Source organism: Pontibacter liquoris (assembly GCF_022758235.1).
Lineage (GTDB): Bacteria > Bacteroidota > Bacteroidia > Cytophagales > Hymenobacteraceae > Pontibacter > Pontibacter liquoris.
The window spans coordinates 1,763,269-1,780,501 of sequence record NZ_JALEBG010000001.1; the positions used below are offsets into that span (position 1 = coordinate 1,763,269).

14 protein-coding genes are annotated in these 17,233 nt (G+C 51.4%); 7 read left to right on the top strand and 7 right to left on the bottom strand.

Features of this window, described 5'->3' with window-relative positions:
- Positions 1 to 7 precede the first annotated feature (7 nt).
- The 5 genes from LWL52_RS07240 (at position 8) to LWL52_RS07260 (ending at position 4,924) form a co-directional block, all read left to right on the top strand.
- The gene (locus tag LWL52_RS07240; RefSeq protein ID WP_242918360.1) at positions 8 to 499 is read left to right on the top strand and encodes a c-type cytochrome; all 492 of its coding nucleotides are present in this window, start codon (positions 8 to 10) and stop codon (positions 497 to 499) included.
- Between the two features lie 6 nt (positions 500 to 505).
- Entirely contained in the window at positions 506 to 1,264 is a 759-nt protein-coding gene (locus tag LWL52_RS07245) for a 3-keto-disaccharide hydrolase (protein ID WP_242918362.1), read from the top strand.
- Positions 1,265 to 1,335: 71 nt separating this feature from the next.
- On the top strand, positions 1,336 to 2,625 hold the full coding sequence (locus LWL52_RS07250; RefSeq protein ID WP_242918364.1) for an MFS transporter: 1,290 nt from the start codon (positions 1,336 to 1,338) through the stop codon (positions 2,623 to 2,625).
- Between the two features lie 108 nt (positions 2,626 to 2,733).
- A complete protein-coding gene (locus LWL52_RS07255) occupies positions 2,734 to 3,699 on the top strand; it encodes a sugar phosphate isomerase/epimerase family protein (RefSeq protein ID WP_242918366.1) in 966 nt (321 codons plus the stop codon).
- A 175-nt stretch (positions 3,700 to 3,874) separates the two neighbouring features.
- Complete coding sequence (locus LWL52_RS07260) at positions 3,875 to 4,924, top strand: NAD(P)-dependent alcohol dehydrogenase (protein ID WP_242918368.1); 1,050 nt, start codon at positions 3,875 to 3,877, stop codon at positions 4,922 to 4,924.
- 685 nt (positions 4,925 to 5,609) lie between these two features.
- Here the strand turns inward: LWL52_RS07260 and LWL52_RS07265 are convergent.
- The 5 genes from LWL52_RS07265 to LWL52_RS07285 form a co-directional block, all read right to left on the bottom strand.
- On the bottom strand, positions 5,610 to 6,776 hold the full coding sequence (locus tag LWL52_RS07265; protein WP_242918370.1) for a sigma-54-dependent transcriptional regulator: 1,167 nt from the start codon (positions 6,774 to 6,776) through the stop codon (positions 5,610 to 5,612).
- A 282-nt stretch (positions 6,777 to 7,058) separates the two neighbouring features.
- Positions 7,059 to 7,952 (bottom strand): transglutaminase-like domain-containing protein, encoded by an 894-nt coding sequence (locus LWL52_RS07270; protein ID WP_242918372.1) that lies wholly within the window; start codon positions 7,950 to 7,952, stop codon positions 7,059 to 7,061.
- A 473-nt stretch (positions 7,953 to 8,425) separates the two neighbouring features.
- Positions 8,426 to 9,526: a hypothetical protein gene (locus LWL52_RS07275; protein WP_242918374.1), complete on the bottom strand. Its 1,101-nt coding sequence runs from the start codon at positions 9,524 to 9,526 to the stop codon at positions 8,426 to 8,428.
- A gap of 88 nt (positions 9,527 to 9,614) precedes the next feature.
- A complete protein-coding gene (locus LWL52_RS07280) occupies positions 9,615 to 10,406 on the bottom strand; it encodes an FRG domain-containing protein (protein ID WP_242918376.1) in 792 nt (263 codons plus the stop codon).
- Positions 10,407 to 10,529: 123 nt separating this feature from the next.
- Complete coding sequence (locus tag LWL52_RS07285) at positions 10,530 to 11,591, bottom strand: PA0069 family radical SAM protein (RefSeq protein WP_242918379.1); 1,062 nt, start codon at positions 11,589 to 11,591, stop codon at positions 10,530 to 10,532.
- A gap of 991 nt (positions 11,592 to 12,582) precedes the next feature.
- Here LWL52_RS07285 and LWL52_RS07290 point away from each other — a divergent pair.
- Positions 12,583 to 13,461 carry an alpha/beta fold hydrolase gene (locus LWL52_RS07290; RefSeq protein WP_242918381.1) on the top strand — a complete coding sequence of 293 codons (879 nt, stop codon included), beginning with the start codon at positions 12,583 to 12,585 and terminating at the stop codon, positions 13,459 to 13,461.
- Positions 13,462 to 13,531: 70 nt separating this feature from the next.
- Here the strand turns inward: LWL52_RS07290 and LWL52_RS07295 are convergent, their stop codons facing one another.
- Positions 13,532 to 13,966 (bottom strand): hypothetical protein, encoded by a 435-nt coding sequence (locus LWL52_RS07295; protein ID WP_242918383.1) that lies wholly within the window; start codon positions 13,964 to 13,966, stop codon positions 13,532 to 13,534.
- Between the two features lie 189 nt (positions 13,967 to 14,155).
- On the opposite strand from LWL52_RS07295, the gene LWL52_RS07300 reads away from it, so the two are divergent.
- Positions 14,156 to 14,617 (top strand): AAA family ATPase, encoded by a 462-nt coding sequence (locus LWL52_RS07300; protein WP_242918385.1) that lies wholly within the window; start codon positions 14,156 to 14,158, stop codon positions 14,615 to 14,617.
- Between the two features lie 78 nt (positions 14,618 to 14,695).
- On the opposite strand, the gene LWL52_RS07305 is transcribed toward LWL52_RS07300, so the two are convergent.
- Positions 14,696 to 17,104: an ABC transporter permease gene (locus LWL52_RS07305; RefSeq protein ID WP_242918387.1), complete on the bottom strand. Its 2,409-nt coding sequence runs from the start codon at positions 17,102 to 17,104 to the stop codon at positions 14,696 to 14,698.
- Positions 17,105 to 17,233 lie beyond the last annotated feature (129 nt).

Sequence of the window (17,233 nt, forward strand, 5' to 3'; positions counted from 1 at the left end):
GTATACTATGAAGAAGTTAATTGCCATGCTTAGCTGCTGTGCCGTGCTGGCAGCCTGCAGTAACAACAATGAAAATGCTGCCGGTGATGAGAAAGCGGCTGACCAGGCGTATAACGATGCCACCTCTGATGCTGAAACCAGCGCTGCGGCCAAGCAATCGGAAGTGGATACAAGTATAAATGATATTGGCACCAGCAATACAGGTACTGCCGAAACAGCTGCCGCCGGAACGGGCGACACCTATGAAAAAGGTAAAAAGCTGATTGCCCAGTCTGATTGCCTCAGCTGCCACCAGACGCAAACGAAGCTGGTGGGCCCGGCTTACGAGGAGGTAGCAAAGAAGTATGAAATGAATGACAAGAACGTAGACTACCTGGCGCAGAAAATAATTGCGGGGGGCGCCGGCGTTTGGGGCCAGATTCCGATGACGCCGCATCCGGACCTGAGCAAGGAGGATGCGGCCGAAATGGCCAAGTATGTATTGTCACTAAAAAAATAAACCACTATGCTACGGAAAATCCTTACGCTTTTACCGCTGACTGCGCTGCTGGCCTGCCAGACGCAGCAAAACGAAACCGACATGACGACAGCTGCCGATACGGAAACTGCCGCTCCGGATGCTACCCAAACAGCCGAGGATTGGATTCCTTTGTTTGACGGGAAAACCACCAACGGCTGGCATTCTTACGGGCAAAGTACTGCCGGTAATGCCTGGAAGGTAGAAGATGGCACCCTGCACCTGGATGCAGCCAGCAAAAAAGCTGCCACGCCAGCCCAGGGCGGCGATCTGGTAACCGACCAGGAGTTTAAGGATTTTGACCTGCAGTTGGAGTGGAAAATTGCCAAAAACGGGAACAGCGGCATCATCTTTTATGTGCAGGAAGATACCGCCAAGTATGATTATGTGTGGAACACAGGGCCAGAAATGCAGGTGCTCGATAACAATGGCCACCCCGATGCCAAGATCCACAAGCACCGCGCCGGCGATTTGTATGACCTGATCGCCAGCAGCGAAGAGCCGGTGAAGCCGGCAGGGGAGTGGAATAAGGCCGAGATCATCAGCAAAGACGGCAAGCTGGAGCTGTTTCTTAACGACAAAAAAGTGGTAACCACTACCATGTGGGATGACAACTGGAAAAAGCTCATTGCCGGAAGCAAGTTTGCCGATATGCCTGATTTCGGCACATTCAAATCCGGCAAAATTGCCTTGCAGGACCACGGCGATGATGTCTGGTTCCGCAACATCAGGATCAAAAAGCTTTAACCAACAGGTTGACAAAGCATACGAGCGTAGCACAAACAAAAACTAAACCCTTAACTTTTAACTGACTTTTTATGCAAACGATCCAAAGAGAAAAGCTCTTCTGGGCAAGCTGTTTCGCACTGCTGGTGACCTCTCTGTCATTCGGTATCCGTGCCGGAATTCTGAACCAGCTGGGCGTGGACTTTAACCTGAATGCCTCGGAGCTTGGCACCATCACGGCCACTGCCTTCTGGGGATTTCCGCTGGCCATTGTAGTGGGTGGTTTCGTCGTGGATATTATCGGCATGAAGCGCCTGCTGGTACTGGCCTTCTTCTTCCACCTGGCGGGCATTCTGCTCACGGTGTTTGCGCAGGGCTACTGGACGCTGTTCCTGTCCACGCTGCTCATCGGCATTGCCAACGGTACGGTAGAAGCAGCCTGTAACCCGCTGGTAGCTACGCTGTACACGGAAGAGAAAACAACCCGCCTGAACTACTTCCACCTGTGGTTCCCGGGTGGTATCGTGATCGGTACGCTGCTGGTGTTCCTGTTCAACATGCTTGGGCTGGGCTGGCAGATCCAGGTGGCTGTGATGATCATCCCGACACTTGTTTATGGCTACCTTTTCCTTAAGCTTGATTTCCCGGTTACCGAGCGTGTGGCATCCGGTTATACTACCTCCGACATGTATAAAGCTATTTTCTCGCCTTTATACCTGTTTGTTTTCATTTGCATGTTCGGTACGGCCATCACCGAGTTATTTACCGGCCAGTGGATCGATGTACTCCTCAAGAACGTAACCGACAACGCCCTGCTGATCCTTACGCTCACTACAGGGGTGCAGGTACTGGGCCGCGCCATGGCAAGACCGGTGTTAAGCCGTTTCAGCCCGACAGGCGTGTTGTTCCTTTCTGCTGTTTTGTCGGCAGTAGGCATTTACCTGCTCAGCACCTTAACCGGTAATACCATTTTCCTGGGCGCCATTATTTTCGGACTGGGCGTAACCTATTTCTGGCCAACCATGATCGGTTTTGTGGCCGAGAATATACCAAAGTCCGGTGCATTAGGCCTGAACCTTTTGGGCGGAGCCGGTATGTTTGCCGTATCGATCTATACCATTTTTATGGGTGGCTACTACGACAGGATCGTGACCAGCCATTTGCCTGGTGGTGCTAACCTGGAAGAATATGTGGGTGCTACGCCCGGAACCGGGATGGCCGCAGCCCTGGATAATGCCAAGAACCTGGCAGGTCCGGAAGTGCTGCAGGCAACCCTGCTGATCCCTATCTTCCTGATCTTTGCGTTCGGTGGTCTGTTCCTGTACATGCGTGGCAGAAAGAAGCCGCACAGCGAAGGCAGCTACGCCACAGCGCATCATTAATCGCCTTGTACTTTTAAACCTGGTAAAGCGCGTACGCCTGGTACTTTACCTCAGGAGTATGCGCTTTATTTGTTTACCTAACTCAAACTAAACTAAGACTAAAACGAAATGAACAAAAGACGATCTTTCCTTCAGCAATTAGGTATGCTTTCTGCCGGTGTTTTCCTGACGCCCGCGCTGGTTTCCTGCGGTACTGACAACAAGACCACCGCAGATACAGCTGCCACCGATACGGACACTACAGGCAGTGCCGCAAGCGATTCGACAAATGTCGCCACCAAAGGCGCTCTTACGGCGGTAGGCCTGCAGCTCTATACCCTGCGCGACCAGATTTCAAAAGATGTAAAAGGCGTGCTGGCAAAAGTTGCTGAAGCAGGATACCAGACGGTAGAAACGTATGGCTATTCTAAAAAAGATGGCTTCTGGGGGATGGATGCCAAAGCGTTCGGGGAGCTGTTGAAAGCTAACAACCTGACTTCGCCAAGTGGCCACTATGGTTTCGACCAGATCCTGGCTGATAACAACCAGGAGGTGCTGAATTCCTATATCGAGGCAGCCAAAGCTACCGGCCAATCCTTCATCACCATTCCATACTTAGGCGATAACCTGCGCAAATCTGCCGACGGGTATAAAAAGCTTGCCGCGCAAATAAACAAGGCTGCTGAAACCGTAAATAAATCAGATCTGAAGCTGGCGTATCACAACCACAACTTCGAGTTCCAGCCGCAGGGCGATACTACCGGCTACGAAATCCTGCTGAAAGAAACAGATCCGAACCTGGTAAAAATGGAGCTAGACCTTTACTGGGCAGTTAACGCCGGCAAAGATCCCGTGCAGATGTTCCAGCAGAACCCCGGCCGTTTTGCCATGTGGCATGTAAAGGATATGGACAAGAACAACCGTGACCTGAACACCGAGATCGGCAGCGGCAGCATCGATTACAAAAACATCTTCGCCAAAGGCGCATCAGAGGTGCAGTATATTTTTGTAGAGCAGGAAAACTTTGCCCAGGGCATGGATCCTTACAAGAGCATTGCCCAGAGTGCCGCTTACGTAAAGAACACCTTGTTATAAAAAGGTAATTAGTACATAAGTGCAGATTGGCGCGGGCCATAGCAGCGAAAATATAGCTGGTATGGCCCGCGCTATTTTATTGGGATTCTGTTTTTCGGACTAAGTATAACAGCTGCGGAGTTAACAATTGGGGTGTATCTTTGTTGCATTATCTTTTACTAACAACTACTGAACTATGACAGCAATTAATGCTTATGCTGCCTTCGATGCCAAAGCGCCACTGGGGCCATTTACCCTGGAGCGACGGGAGGTAGGCGAAAATGATGTGCAGATCGAGATCTTATACTGCGGCGTGTGCCACTCTGACCTGCACCAGGTGCGCAACGAGTGGGGAGGGGCCATGTACCCGCTGGTGCCCGGCCACGAAATAGTGGGCCGCGTAACAAAAGTAGGAAACCAGGTATCAAAGTTTAAGGAGGGCGACCTGGCTGGCGTGGGCTGCTTTGTTGATTCCTGCCGCCATTGCCCCAGCTGCCAGGAAGGCCTGGAGCAGTATTGCGAGGAAGGCATGGTGGGCACCTACAACAGCAAGCAACGCAACGGCCGTCCGGAACCGACTTATGGCGGCTACTCCAGCCAGATTGTGGTGGATGCGGCCTATACCTTGAAAGTACCGGAAAATCTGGAGCTCTCGCGGGTAGCGCCGCTGCTGTGCGCCGGCATTACTACCTACTCGCCGTTGCGCCAGTGGAAGGTAGGCGCCGGGCACCGAGTTGGCATTGTGGGCCTAGGAGGTCTGGGTCATATGGCAGTGAAACTGGCAGCTTCGATGGGGGCTGATGTAACCGTGCTGAGCACTTCGCCCGAAAAAGAAAAAGATGCGCGCGAACTGGGTGCCCATCATTTTGCGATCACCAAAGACAAAGATGTGCTGAAAGGCCTTTCCCGTACGTTTGATTTCATCATTGATACGGTTTCGGCGCCGCACGACCTGAATGCTTACCTGGGCATGTTAAAGCGCGATGGCACCATGATCTTACTCGGTGCGCCGCCGGAGCCTTCGCCCGTAGCAGGTTTCAGTCTGATCAATGGTCGCCGCCGATTGGCCGGTTCCCTGATCGGCGGCATTGCCGAAACGCAGGATATGCTGGACTACTGTGCCGAACACAACATCATGTCAGATGTGGAAGTAATTCCTGTTGACTATATCAACGAGGCCTACGAACGCATGCTGAAAGGCGATGTGAAGTACCGCTTTGTGATCGATATGGCCAGCCTGAAGTAGATTTCGAAAGGAGCGTTTGTAAAAGCCCCTGCAGATTATGTTTCTGCAGGGGCTTTTTATATCCGTAACATCCTTACAGCAATGCTGTATTTTGCAGCTTCATCCTTTTAATATAAGCCTCGAATTTTTGGCTTTTCAGGGTACCCTCAATCACTTTCAAAAGGGACTTTAGACTGATGTGTAGCAACAGCATACTTGCATGGTAAAAGCTTCATCTCCCTTCCACCAAGATCCTTTCAGGATGACAAAGAAGAGGAGAATAAAGGAAATCAGAATATAGAGAATTTATACTTAATCAGAAGTATAAACCTAAGCTATCGAGTTGATACCAGTCCTTGGGTTGAGCGCCTTGGTGTGTTGCGGTGCCGCGCATGCGGCAGCCCGCAGCGAAGCGAGGAGCAGCTTCACGCCACAGCGCGAAACGCAAGGACGAGGCCCCGCGGACATGGAGCGCTCCAAAGACAAAGGTGAAACAAGGCCAGTATAAGACTTAGGAAGACAGCTTGCTACCAAGTATAGCCAAAGGATAAAGGAGCATCAATGGCAGCTAACAATAGTATCCTCTAAATCTTCTACAAAGTATAGCCATAGTAGAAAACCAGCAACAAACTACTACTTCCAAGTATTACCTGAATCCACTCCTATAAGATCAGCACCTGCTACAAGCAAAATACCAAACCAGACATCAACCCACCACCGGGCGGGCATACGCCTTGGCGTCTTCCAGCGAGATCTCGGGCCCGCTCATGATCACCAGGCGTTCTACCACGTTGCGTAACTCGCGCACATTGCCGCGCCAGTCCAGTTGCTGCAAATATGAGAGCGCCTCCTGCGTCATTACTTTGGGCTTGTTGCCGTAATCATTGGCAATATCATTTAGAAACTTATTTACCAAGTCCGGAATATCCTCGCGACGCTCGTTGAGGGGCGGCACATGGATCAGGATAACACCAAGGCGGTGGTAAAGATCTTCCCGGAAGTTACGGGCTTCAATTTCCTCGAGCAGGTTCTTGTTGGTTGCCGCTACCACGCGCACATCCACCTGAATGTCTTTATCGCCGCCTACGCGCGTAATTTTATGCTCCTGCAGGGCGCGCAGTACTTTGGCCTGGGCCGATAAGCTCATGTCGCCTACCTCATCCAAAAACAACGTGCCGCCGTTGGCTTGCTCAAATTTGCCAATGCGCTGCTTTACGGCCGAGGTGAAGGAGCCTTTCTCGTGGCCAAACAGCTCGCTTTCTATCAACTCGCTGGGTATGGCAGCGCAGTTTACCTCTACCAGCGGACCTGCACTGCGGTTGCTCTGCTCGTGCAGCGCGCGGGCTACAAGCTCCTTGCCCGAGCCATTGGGCCCGGTAATCAGCACGCGGGCATCGGTGGGGGCCACTTTCTCGATGGCCTGTTTTACCCGCAGCAGGGCAGGCGAGGCGCCCACCATTTCGTAAGTTTTAGAGATCTTTTTCTTGAGGATCTTGGTCTCTGTTACAAGCGTCGATTTATCCAGCGCATTGCGGACCGACACCAGCAGCCGGTTCAGATCGGGTGGCTTCTGCAGAAAATCGTAGGCTCCTTTTTTGGTCGCTTCCACGGCCGTGTCGATCGTTCCATGGGCAGAGATCATGATGAAAGGCGTGTCAGGCACCAGCGCCATGGCTTTTTCCAGCACCTCGATGCCATCCATGCCGGGCATCTTTATATCGCAAAGCACTACATCATACTTTGCTTTTCCCATCAGCTGCAGCGCCTTTTCGCCGTCCTCAGCTTCGTCTACATTATAATCTTCAAATTCAAGTATTTCTTTCAGCGTGCTGCGGATGGCACGTTCATCATCTACAATAAGTACTTTAGGCATAAATGCGCTTTCGGTTTGTATGGCGAAGTATAAGCAATTAGCAGCCGCTTGTCAAGGGGCTGCTGCTGTGTACGGGTAAAAACGATAGAATGGTTAACCAGATTGCTTGCCGGTTGGCTGAATGGCAACAAGCGTTGGCAGAAGTTCGCAAATAAGCAGGGATGCAAAGTACAGTAATTGCGCCTGCTTATACTATAACATGGGCTTGAGCAGGAAGAGGACAAGTTTGCCTCTTAGAAATCAATTTACCGTTTGGCCAAACTTGCATCCGGCCTTCAAACATTACTTGTCGAAGGTAATCACACTGTAGAGTTGCGGCTCCAGGAAAGGGCCTCCGGGGTAGCTGGCGGTATAATCTAAATTGATCCAGAGCTCGCCGTTTGTCTCATGGAAATGAATCTTGCCGCCGTTCACTTCGTCGGGGAACAATGTCCGCACGGCATAGCTCACCTCATCCAGGTCATCCACATCGCCTACTTTCACTTCGGTATACATGTGGTTTTCGGTAATCACGATGCGGGCTTCACCACCAATCGCCATCACGGAGGAGGCCATCAAGATAGCATAATCGTCGCAGTCGCCGGCCAGCAGCCCCATACTTTCGGTAGGATGTGCGTAGTAATCCATGCCGAGCGGGTCGTTCACATATTTCCAGTTCAGGCGGATATGCTTGAAGAGGGAATAGTAGCGGGTTACCTTGCCAAATTTGCGGTAATACTCATCATTAAAATAACGGGTGGAGTTTTCGACGGCAAAAGTGCGCACTTTGGGGTGCGTCGGCTGCATGGCCCGCTTCACGCGCTGGTCCTGAAAGTAGGTGCCCCGCACCGGTTTCAGGTACGAAACGTTATGCGGGTTGCTAGTCATGTTCACCAGCATGGCATTGTAATCGCCGTAAATGCCTTCGAGCGAGGTATCGGAGAACGTGCTGTTGACGAAGAGAATGCCCAGTAGCCCAAAAAACATGAACACGATCAGGCGTGGACTATAGCGGGTAATCAGCACAGAGGCACAGGCGGAGAAGATGAGGCAGATCATAAAATGAAGCTCATACTCCATGGAGCCATAAGGCTTAATATAAAAGCTAAGCAGCACGGCCATCGGGAAAACGATCATGATCTGGATGAACCGCAGGGCAAACTTAGTAATAGACGAAGATCGGAAATGTCGCGTCATAATTTCCCATTCTCTTTTTATGGTGTCTGGCGCAGCTAGTAAAGAAACCCCTCACTTATTTGCAAAGCAATAATGCTCTTACCTGAGTAACACAAAAGCCGGGCCCTTTTACTCCGTAGAAATATAATTTTTTCAAAAATTTACTGTTTGCAAACTTCCGAAATTATACTTACCTTTTTAGATTTAATGCGCCGCTGTGTTGCGAATCTCCTATTCCAGCCTTTAAACTTGTTATCAGCCAGGCAGCTGATTTTAAAATAAGCTGCTAAGCACGACTTTAAAGTATACCGCAGGGCTAACAGCAGCAAAAACGCCGGATCCGGCAAAGCAATCTAAAAGTATAACTGAATGCTGAATGGCTGTCCAAGTGCCGGAGGGTCGTTTATACTTTAACGGAGCTACCTCCGGCCATAGTACTGCTGCCAGCCTGTATGTTCCGGCTATTATGCAGCATTCAGTTATACTTACTTCAGTTACTGATATTGGATGTAAAGCGGCTTTGGAGTGAGTGCCAGGATCTCTTCCGGCGTCATCAGGCGCGAGCTTTTCTTCAGGTCGTTTTTGTAGAACAGCTTAAAGCCCGTAAACTGCACCGGCTCTTTCTGAATGTAACGGCGGTAAGTGTCTCTTTTTAAAGTATGATGTCCCCAGCCGTCCATGTGCATCACAATGCCTACTTCGGGTCGCAGTTTGATATTTTCAGAATTCGTGATCATGTGCTGCGTAAAACGGTGCACGATCAGGAGTTTGGGCGGCAGGTTGTTTTGCTTTACCAGGTCGGCCAGGAACTGCGATGCGTAGTTTATATCGGCTGCATCGTAGGTGCCAATCTTGCGGCCGGGCACGCCACCTTCCTTCATCGAGAATTCCGGATCGATGCCCAGGTGCACCTGCGGCAACTTAAGGAATTTTTCCAGCTGTGGCAATTCTTCCTGCAGTGTGCTTCTACCTACCTGCACATCCAGGAACACAATCGCGTCGCGCTTTTGAGCCATCGCCAGCACATCTTCTATCATTTTGTCGCTCATGCGCAGGCGGTATTTTTCGCCACGACCGGGCTGGCCCTGTGCTGTAACCACAATGGCATGCAGGGCGGGCTGCACAGGCGTCAGCGAGTCTGCTTTGGTCCAGACAGCTACTTCTTCATCCAGTTTAGCCAGCATCTGCTCCGGAGGCAATTCTCCCAGAATGCCCATTCGCTTGGATAGGGGATTGCCATAAAAAGCAATGATGCGCTTGTGAGGCAGAATGGCACCCGGCATGGGTTTCGGACCCGGGTAATCCCAACTGCTGTCTACGGCAACTGCTGTCTTTACAGGAGTTGCGACCATACTGGTATCCGCTACAGCCGATACGGTAGTATCCCGGCTGGTCGTTTGCTTTTCAGCCACCTGTATTCCTGATGTTGCTTCCTGTTCCTGGGTGCAGGCGCTGGTCAGCAGCAGACCGCAAAGTATAGCCGCAGCCTTAGAAGTATAATGTTTCGGAGTGGTCCGGTTTGCCGGAATGGTGTTTTTCTTTAATTCATTTGGGTGAAAAAGGGTGTTTTCACGAAGCAATCTGCGCAGTATCATTCTTGTAAGATAAAAGTATTTGATCTGCTGAATTTAGACCTTTTCCCCGACAATAACGGAACGGCACCCGCATAATTTAGTAAAAACTTTAGCGATGGGTATAATGGCGCTTGAGCCACTGGCTTAGCCCCTGCAGCCCCGGAAAAAGAACGCGCTCTGTGATGTTTGCCTGGTCCAGCTTGTCGCGCACTTCCCATTTGAGCGCAGCCGGTATGATTACCCGGAAGTACAACTCGGGATGCTGCTGCAGCCACTGGCTAAGTTCAGCCTTTACATCCGACATCATCGAGAAGAGGGCATACTGGTGAATGATGCGCGCATCCAGCGAAGGAGGCTCCAGAAACAGCACATAATCCTGCTCCTGAAAACTCCGCAGTGCTTTTAAAGAAGGAGCTACCGGCTCGAGTACTTCCGGGGTAAATACGTTGGAGCCCTCCTCGTCCAGCGCTTTTTTAAGAGGAGCCGGCAGGTACTCGCGTGTTTTTACATAGTTGATGCACCACACAGCCCCGTCTTCGTCGTACTTGGAAAGGTCTTCGGTGGCAAAGTGCAGCGCTACAAGCGGCGAGTAAGTCCAGTCGAGCAGGCGGGTGGGCAAGCCGTGGTGCTGCGCCACTGCAAGCCAGTTCCAGAACGAGTCGCCGGGCGAGGCGTTGCTGTGCGCATACTTGCGGAAATTGCGCAGCAGGTGTGGCTCCAGTTGTTCAAATTTGCTGCCGATGCGCATGATACTTGTTCCCAGGTCATAGGATTTGCTCCAGCTGCCCCGGTACACATAGTCGGAGCGGAAACGTTCTATTTTCTCGTCCCAGCTATGGTCAAAAAGAGCGGCCTGCAGCTCTACCCAAGTGCGCACGGTAAGGTCTTGTCCGGGTTCCATAAAGGTGATTTTAAGAAGGCATTACAGCCATCATACTACAACCAGAACGGGAGGTTGCGCCTGTTAGGATGTTTCCTGTAAGTATAAAGTATACCCAGAGACCTGCTTTATACTTGTCCTTCTTTAAAATAGCCCCAGTTGCTTTCCGGCGCGGGTGCAGAAATGGGTGTAATTAAAAGGCCTGCTGCTGCGCCCAGCCAGGTATTTTTGTTTGCTCAGTTTAAACAGGTTGCCAATGGTTTCGGCAAATTTGCCCTCGCCACGCATGCGCGTACCAAAGCGGCTGTCGTTTAGTTGGCCACCATGGCAATCAGCGATTTGGTGAAGCACTTTCTCAGCACGTTCTGGAAAGGCCTGCCGGATCCAGTCTTCAAAAATAGGTCCGACACTTCCGTTGAGGCGCACTATATTATAAGCAGCATTGCAGGCACCGGCCTCCGCAGCCTGTTTTATGATCTGCGGAATCTCAGAGTCGTTTAGCCCCGGGATAACGGGCGCCACCATGATGTTTACATCCAGTCCGGCGGCCGCCAGCTGCCGCACCACCTCCAGGCGTTTGGCCCCGGAGGCCGTGCGGGGTTCCAGTTTTTGTCGCAGTTTTTCGTCTAGGGTGGTAATGCTGATATTGACGTGCACCAGGTCCAGCTTGTTGAGCTCCTGCAGGATGTCCAGGTCGCGGAGGATGAGCGCATTTTTGGTGATGATACTGACCGGGTGACGGTATTGCAGGAGCACTTCCAGGATGCGGCGCGTGAGTTTCTTTTTCGCTTCGATGGGCTGGTAGCAATCGGTGTTACCCGCCAGCATCAGCGGCATCACCTGCCAGTTTTTACTTTCCAGTTGCCGGGCGAGCACTTCGGAAGCATTCTCTTTGACGATGATCTTACGCTCAAAATCCAACCCGGCGCCATAGCCCCAATACTGGTGTGAGTTGCGGGCATAGCAGTATATGCAACCATGTTCGCAGCCCTGGTAAGGGTTCAGGGAATAAGAAAGCCCAATATCCGGGCTCTCCACTCTGTTCACGATCCTTTTGGGATGCTCTGTAAAGAACTCTGTTTTGGAGTTGGAGAGCATGGGCTCGTCCAAGCCTTCCAGGTGCTCGGCCACATAGGTTTGTTTCAGGTAGGGGTTAACAGGGTTATACTGCGCGCCGCGTCCTTTCAGGTATTCTTCCGGTTTCATCGTTTTATTGGGTATGAATTATGCTCTTGCTTGTTGCTGTATGTTGTTGTTTTAAAGAGGCATGAATTGTATGATGCTATTATTGAAAAGAAGTGCTTGTGATACTATGTAGTTGTAGTTCTTCCTCAGCTCTATTATACTTTGCAGTGGCTTTCTTATGCTTTGATTTATACCTTGCTATACTTGCTAGCTACTAGTATTCCGCGGTTTTATACTTGTCCTGTTTCACCTTAGGCTTTGGAGCACTCCAAGCCCGCGGGGGCTCGTCCTTGGGCATCGCGCTGTGGCATGAAGCTGCTCCTCGCTCGCGCTGCGGGCTGCCACTATCGTGGCACCGCAACACACCAAGGCGCTCAACCCAAGGACTGGGATCACTTCGATAGCTATGGCTTAACGACCGTTACTTGTAGGGACAGGTCGCGACCTGTCCGCACGATGGCAGCTGCCATAAAACTTTAGCCTAAGTATAGCAGAAGCAGAAAGTTCCCCTTTGAAGGGGGTGGGGGGATGTACTTCTTTCATTATATCACTTTGCTTGTATCTAATTAAACAGCCCTCTTTCGATTTTGTCATTCTGAAAGGATCTTTTGCTCAAGCTACTGAAGCCAAAATAACACCGTTTATACCTTACCAGCAGCAATTACAGCCTCCCATCAGCAACTCACCGATATGCGTGGTGTAGCGGGGCAACATCTTGATACATTGCATCTCTTAATGACTTGGTTTGTCTGGCGCGTACAGCATCTCCAGCTAGGCTGGCAGTTGCTCGGTTAAGGGGATATTGTTTCTTTCATAATTTCTTTTACTTGTCTGTCGGAAGCCAAATATATAGCTATTACTAATATATTTAGTTGTGAACACTAATAAATTTAGTATTTAGTTTTGACAAAAGCAAAAAGAAAACAAAAACTACGTATGCTGTAGCAGGAATAAGCCTGTTGGGTACTAAGCAGCAGACATCTTCAGAGGCTGCAATTCAGTAATTTAAAGCATGGAGATTCGGCAGACAACCTATACCCTGAATGATATTACCCTGCATGTTGCAGAAGCAGGAGGGAAAGCAGATCAGGTAGTGCTTTTCCTGCATGGCTTCCCGGAGGGAGGATATGCGTGGCGCAGGCAGTTGCTATACTTTGCAGCAAAGGGCTACCGGGCCGTAGCCCCCGACCAGCGGGGATATAACCTTAGCAGTAAACCGCAGGGGGTGAAAGCCTATACAATGGAGCACTTAGCGGCCGATGTTGCCGCCCTGATCCGGCAGCTCACGCAGGACAAAGTATACCTGGTAGGCCATGACTGGGGTGGCGTCGTAGCCTGGGCGGTAGCGCAGCAGTACCCCGACCTGCTGGAAAAACTCGTTATCCTGAACATTCCGCACCCGCAGGTAATAAGTGCCCAGTTGCACAGCAATCCCCGGCAGATGCTGCGCAGCTGGTATGCCGGGTTCTTTCAGCTGCCCTGGCTGCCCGAGCGTGTCTGCCGCGCTTTCAACTATAAGCTAATGGAAAGAAGTATGGTAATATCTGCCCGCAAAAATACGTTTTCACCCAACGACATGGCCTGTTACAAAAAGGTCTGGCAGCAACCTCATGCGCTCACAAGTATGATCAACTGGTACCGCGCCTACAAGTATAGCAAGCTGCGGGTAACAGGAGAGATCCGGGTGCCGACACTGCTGCTCTGGGGAGAGCAGGATACTTTTCTGGGCAGCGAGATGGCCCAACCAAGTATAGCCCGTTGCCGGCACGGGCAGCTGCGCTTTCTGCCCGGCGCCACGCATTGGCTGCACCACGAAGTACCTGACGAAGTAAACCGGCTATTGGAAGCGTTCATCAGCCCGGGTGGTAATGATACAGGAGTACAAGGATAAACGGCATAAAAAAGCCCTGCCGGGTTATTTCCGGCAGGGCTTCTGACTATTTGGTTATGGCACGTATGGCTTAGTTGCCGAACCAGGCTTGCCACGGAATGCGTGCCAGGATCAGGATCAGGCCCAGGCCATAGAAAATGTAAATGTTACGGAAGCCCTTTGGCGAACCTACCGCACGCTTGGCGCGGGCGTAACCGATCGTGATCAGCACCACGGCAATGATCATCGTGAGTGGGTGCTCCAGAATGTATAGGCGCGACACGGAATCCTTCATGGCAGCGCCGGAGAAATTAGACGCACCCAGCGGCGAAACAAAGTATAAGATCAAACCCACTACCCATTGCAAGTGAGTCGGGATCAGGCCCAGCAGGGCCATTTTGCGGTTGCTATCAGTAAAAGGCCTGTTGCCCGAGCTGCTGCTTAGTGCGCTGATAATGGCTATTACAAGCCCTGCCAGCACCAGGTAAGCCAGGTAAGAATGGATGTTCTGCAATACCGTGTACATGTTGTCGTATCGATTTAAGATAAATGAACAGATAGGTTTAAGACAAAAGTACACGTCTTTTCTTTATTTCCGCTTAAATGTCAGTTTCATTTTGATTCCAGAATGGGAAGCGGCGCGCTGGAAACAGGGGCATGCCAGACACCGGCACGGCCGCAATGCGTAAGTATAAGCGGCCATCCTGTTATACTTATGCAAGCCGTTATTTTTTGTGGCATCCAGGCCAGCGGGAAATCCAGCTTCTACAAAGCGCTCTTTTTTGATACGCACGTGCGCATCAGCCTGGATCTGCTGGGTACCCGCCACCGCGAGCAGCTTTTTCTGCAGGCCTGCCTTAAAACAGGGCAACGATTTGTGGTGGATAAAACCAATGTGACGATCGAAAGAAGGCATTCCTATATTCAGCTGGCAAAAGCGGCAAAGTATGAGGTGGTGGGCTATTACTTTGAAACCGATCTTGCCAGTGCGCTTCAACGCAACACCGGGCGTTCGGGTAAAGCCGTGATACCGGAACGGGGTATCCGCGGCACCTTCCGGTTACTGCAGCCCCCAAGCCTAGGCGAAGGCTTCGACCGGCTGTATACCGTGCATTTACTGGCGGGCGGGCAGTTCGAAGTGCTGCCGCATCCGCCTGCCACCATCCCTTCCAGCTAGCAACTGAGCTTTAGCGGTTATCCTATAAAAAAGGCGGCTCTTAACAGGGCCGCCTTTTTATAGGATAACCGGGTGCCGCTATTCGGTTTTGAGCGAAGTAACCGGGTTGGCCACTGCAGCCTGTATCGCTTTGGTGCTCATGGTAAGCAGGGCGATAAACAGGGTGGCCAGGCCGGCAAGTATAAACGGCCAGTAACCGATGCTGATACGGTATGTAAAGTCTTCGAGCCACTTGCCCATGACATAATAAGCAACAGGCGCTGCCAGGATAAACGCAATGAGGACCAGCTTCACAAATTCTTTGGAGAACAGCACCGTAATGTTGAAGATCGAGGCGCCAAGCACTTTTCTTATGCCGACTTCCTTGGTGCGCTGCGCCGCCATAAACGCTACCAGCCCATAAAGTCCCAGGCACCCGATAAAAATGGCGATAAAAGAGAATACCTTAAAGAGTTGGTCCTGGCGGGCTTCGTCCTGGTAAAATTGGGCGATGGTTTCATCCAGGAACTCATAGTTAAACACATCATCCGGGTACGCCTGGTTCCATACTTTCTCGAGTTGCTGCAGCGCCTGCTGTTTCCGGCTCATATCGATTTTGGCCGATAGAAAGCCATAGGTTTGCGGATTAGGGAGCATAATGCTGGGGTCGATGGGCATGTGCAGCGGGTTCTGGTGAAAATCTTCTACCACGCCGATGATGGTCGCTTTGAGGTGGCCGCCATTGAGCGAGATTGTTTTGCCAATCGCGTCGGCGGCTGTTTTTACCCCCAGCTTGCGGCGCATGGTTTCGTTGATCAGCACGGCAGCTGAGTCGGTGTTGTGGTAGGGGCGGCCTGCTGCCAGTTTAATATCGTAGAGTTTGATGTAATGCTCGTCGGCATACTTCATGTTGGCACTAAAAGGAGCATCCTCGCTGGCATGATCGAAGGCGAAGTTGGAGCCCCAGGTCATGTTAGCCGACGGCGGGGAGGCGGCAAAGCTCACGTTGCGGATGGCGGGGCTCTTCAGCATTTCCTGACGCAGCGGGATGATTTTCTGACCCGCCTGGTTTGGCAGCCTCACCGTAACCACGGCTTCCTTGTTAAAGCCCAACGATTTGGACCTGAAATAATCCATCTGGTTATTGACCAGGATGGTGCAGATAATGAGCACCTGGCAGATGGTGAATTGCAGCACCACCAGCGCCTGGCGGATGGGCAGGCCCGCAACCTGCTGGGTATTCATGCGGCTTTTGAGAGCGGCAATAGGCTGGAACCGCGACAGGATGAGGGCAGGGTATAGGCCGGCAAAAAGCGTTACAAGCAGCACCTCCGCACTCAGGAAAAACAGCAGCACGGGGTCCTGCAAAATGCGGAAGGTGATCTTGAGTTCCAGCAGTTCATTGAGGTAGGGCAAGGCCAGCTCGGTAAGTATAACCGACAGAAAGGTAGCCAGCAGGGTGATCAGCAGCGTTTCGCCCAGGAACTGCAGCATCAGTTGGGTTTTGCTGCTGCCTAGTACCTTGCGCACGCCTACTTCTTTTGCCCGCTTCACAGCCTGGGCGGTTGCCAGGTTCACAAAGTTGATGCAGGCCACCAGCACCAGAAAGATCCCGATCAGCGCCATCGACCAGATCATCTCCCGGGAAATGGTGCGCTCCCCGAAATTGCCGTAATCGGCATTAAAGTGGATGTCGTTGAGCGGCTGCAGGCTGAGGGTTTCAACGGAGCTCTTATCCTGCTTCCGGTTCTTGTTCACAAACGTGCTTATTTCGGCTGCTTTGGCCTCTGGCGATACCCCCGCTGGCAATTCTACATAAAGCTGCTGGTTGCTGTAGAGGGTATTGAAATTGCTCAGGTCCAGGTTAGTGTAGTTCTTGTACGAAGCATAAGAAATGAGCATCACAAACGGAAAGTCGCTGTTGGAGGGGAAATCCGGAATCACGGCAGCTACTTTCAGGGTCAGGATGTTGTTATACTTGATCGTTTTGCCCAGCGCCTGGCCATCCGGAAAATACTTATCGGCAATACTTTGGGTCAGCACCACGTTTCCGGGCTCGGCCAGGGCAGGCCGCGGATCGGTTGTGCCTTTGTCAAAATCGAACAGGTCAAAGAAGCTGGGCTCGGCAAAAGCAATGGCACCTTCTTCGCGAAAGCGTTTGGGAGCTGTGTTGTAGTCGGCCGGGATGTTGATCTGCGCTCCTTCTTCGCCGTTGAGCTGCGTGATAGTTTTCAGGCCCAGGTTGCCATTGGCGCGCAGCAGTGCAGGTATGGGGAAGCGGGTACCTGTGTTTCGGAAGATGCCATCGGGGTAGCTGGTATCAGAGTTGAGCCGGTAAATATGGGCGGCCTTGCTGTGGAAGGCATCATAGCTCAGCTCATACTTGATGACCAGAAAAAGCAGGATGCTGCACGTAATGCCCAGCGCCAGGCCGGCAATGTTCAACAGGCTGTAGCTCTTATTTCGGAGCAGCGAGCGGAACGCAGTCAGGAAGTATATCTTTACCATCGCTTTATTTGTTTAAATAGGTTTTCGCTTGTCCGGATCAGGATTTACAAGAGGGGAGATTACTGGGATAAAACTGTAGAGAATAACATGTAGATAAAAGCAGCTTCATGTCTGCCTTCCACTTTTAAA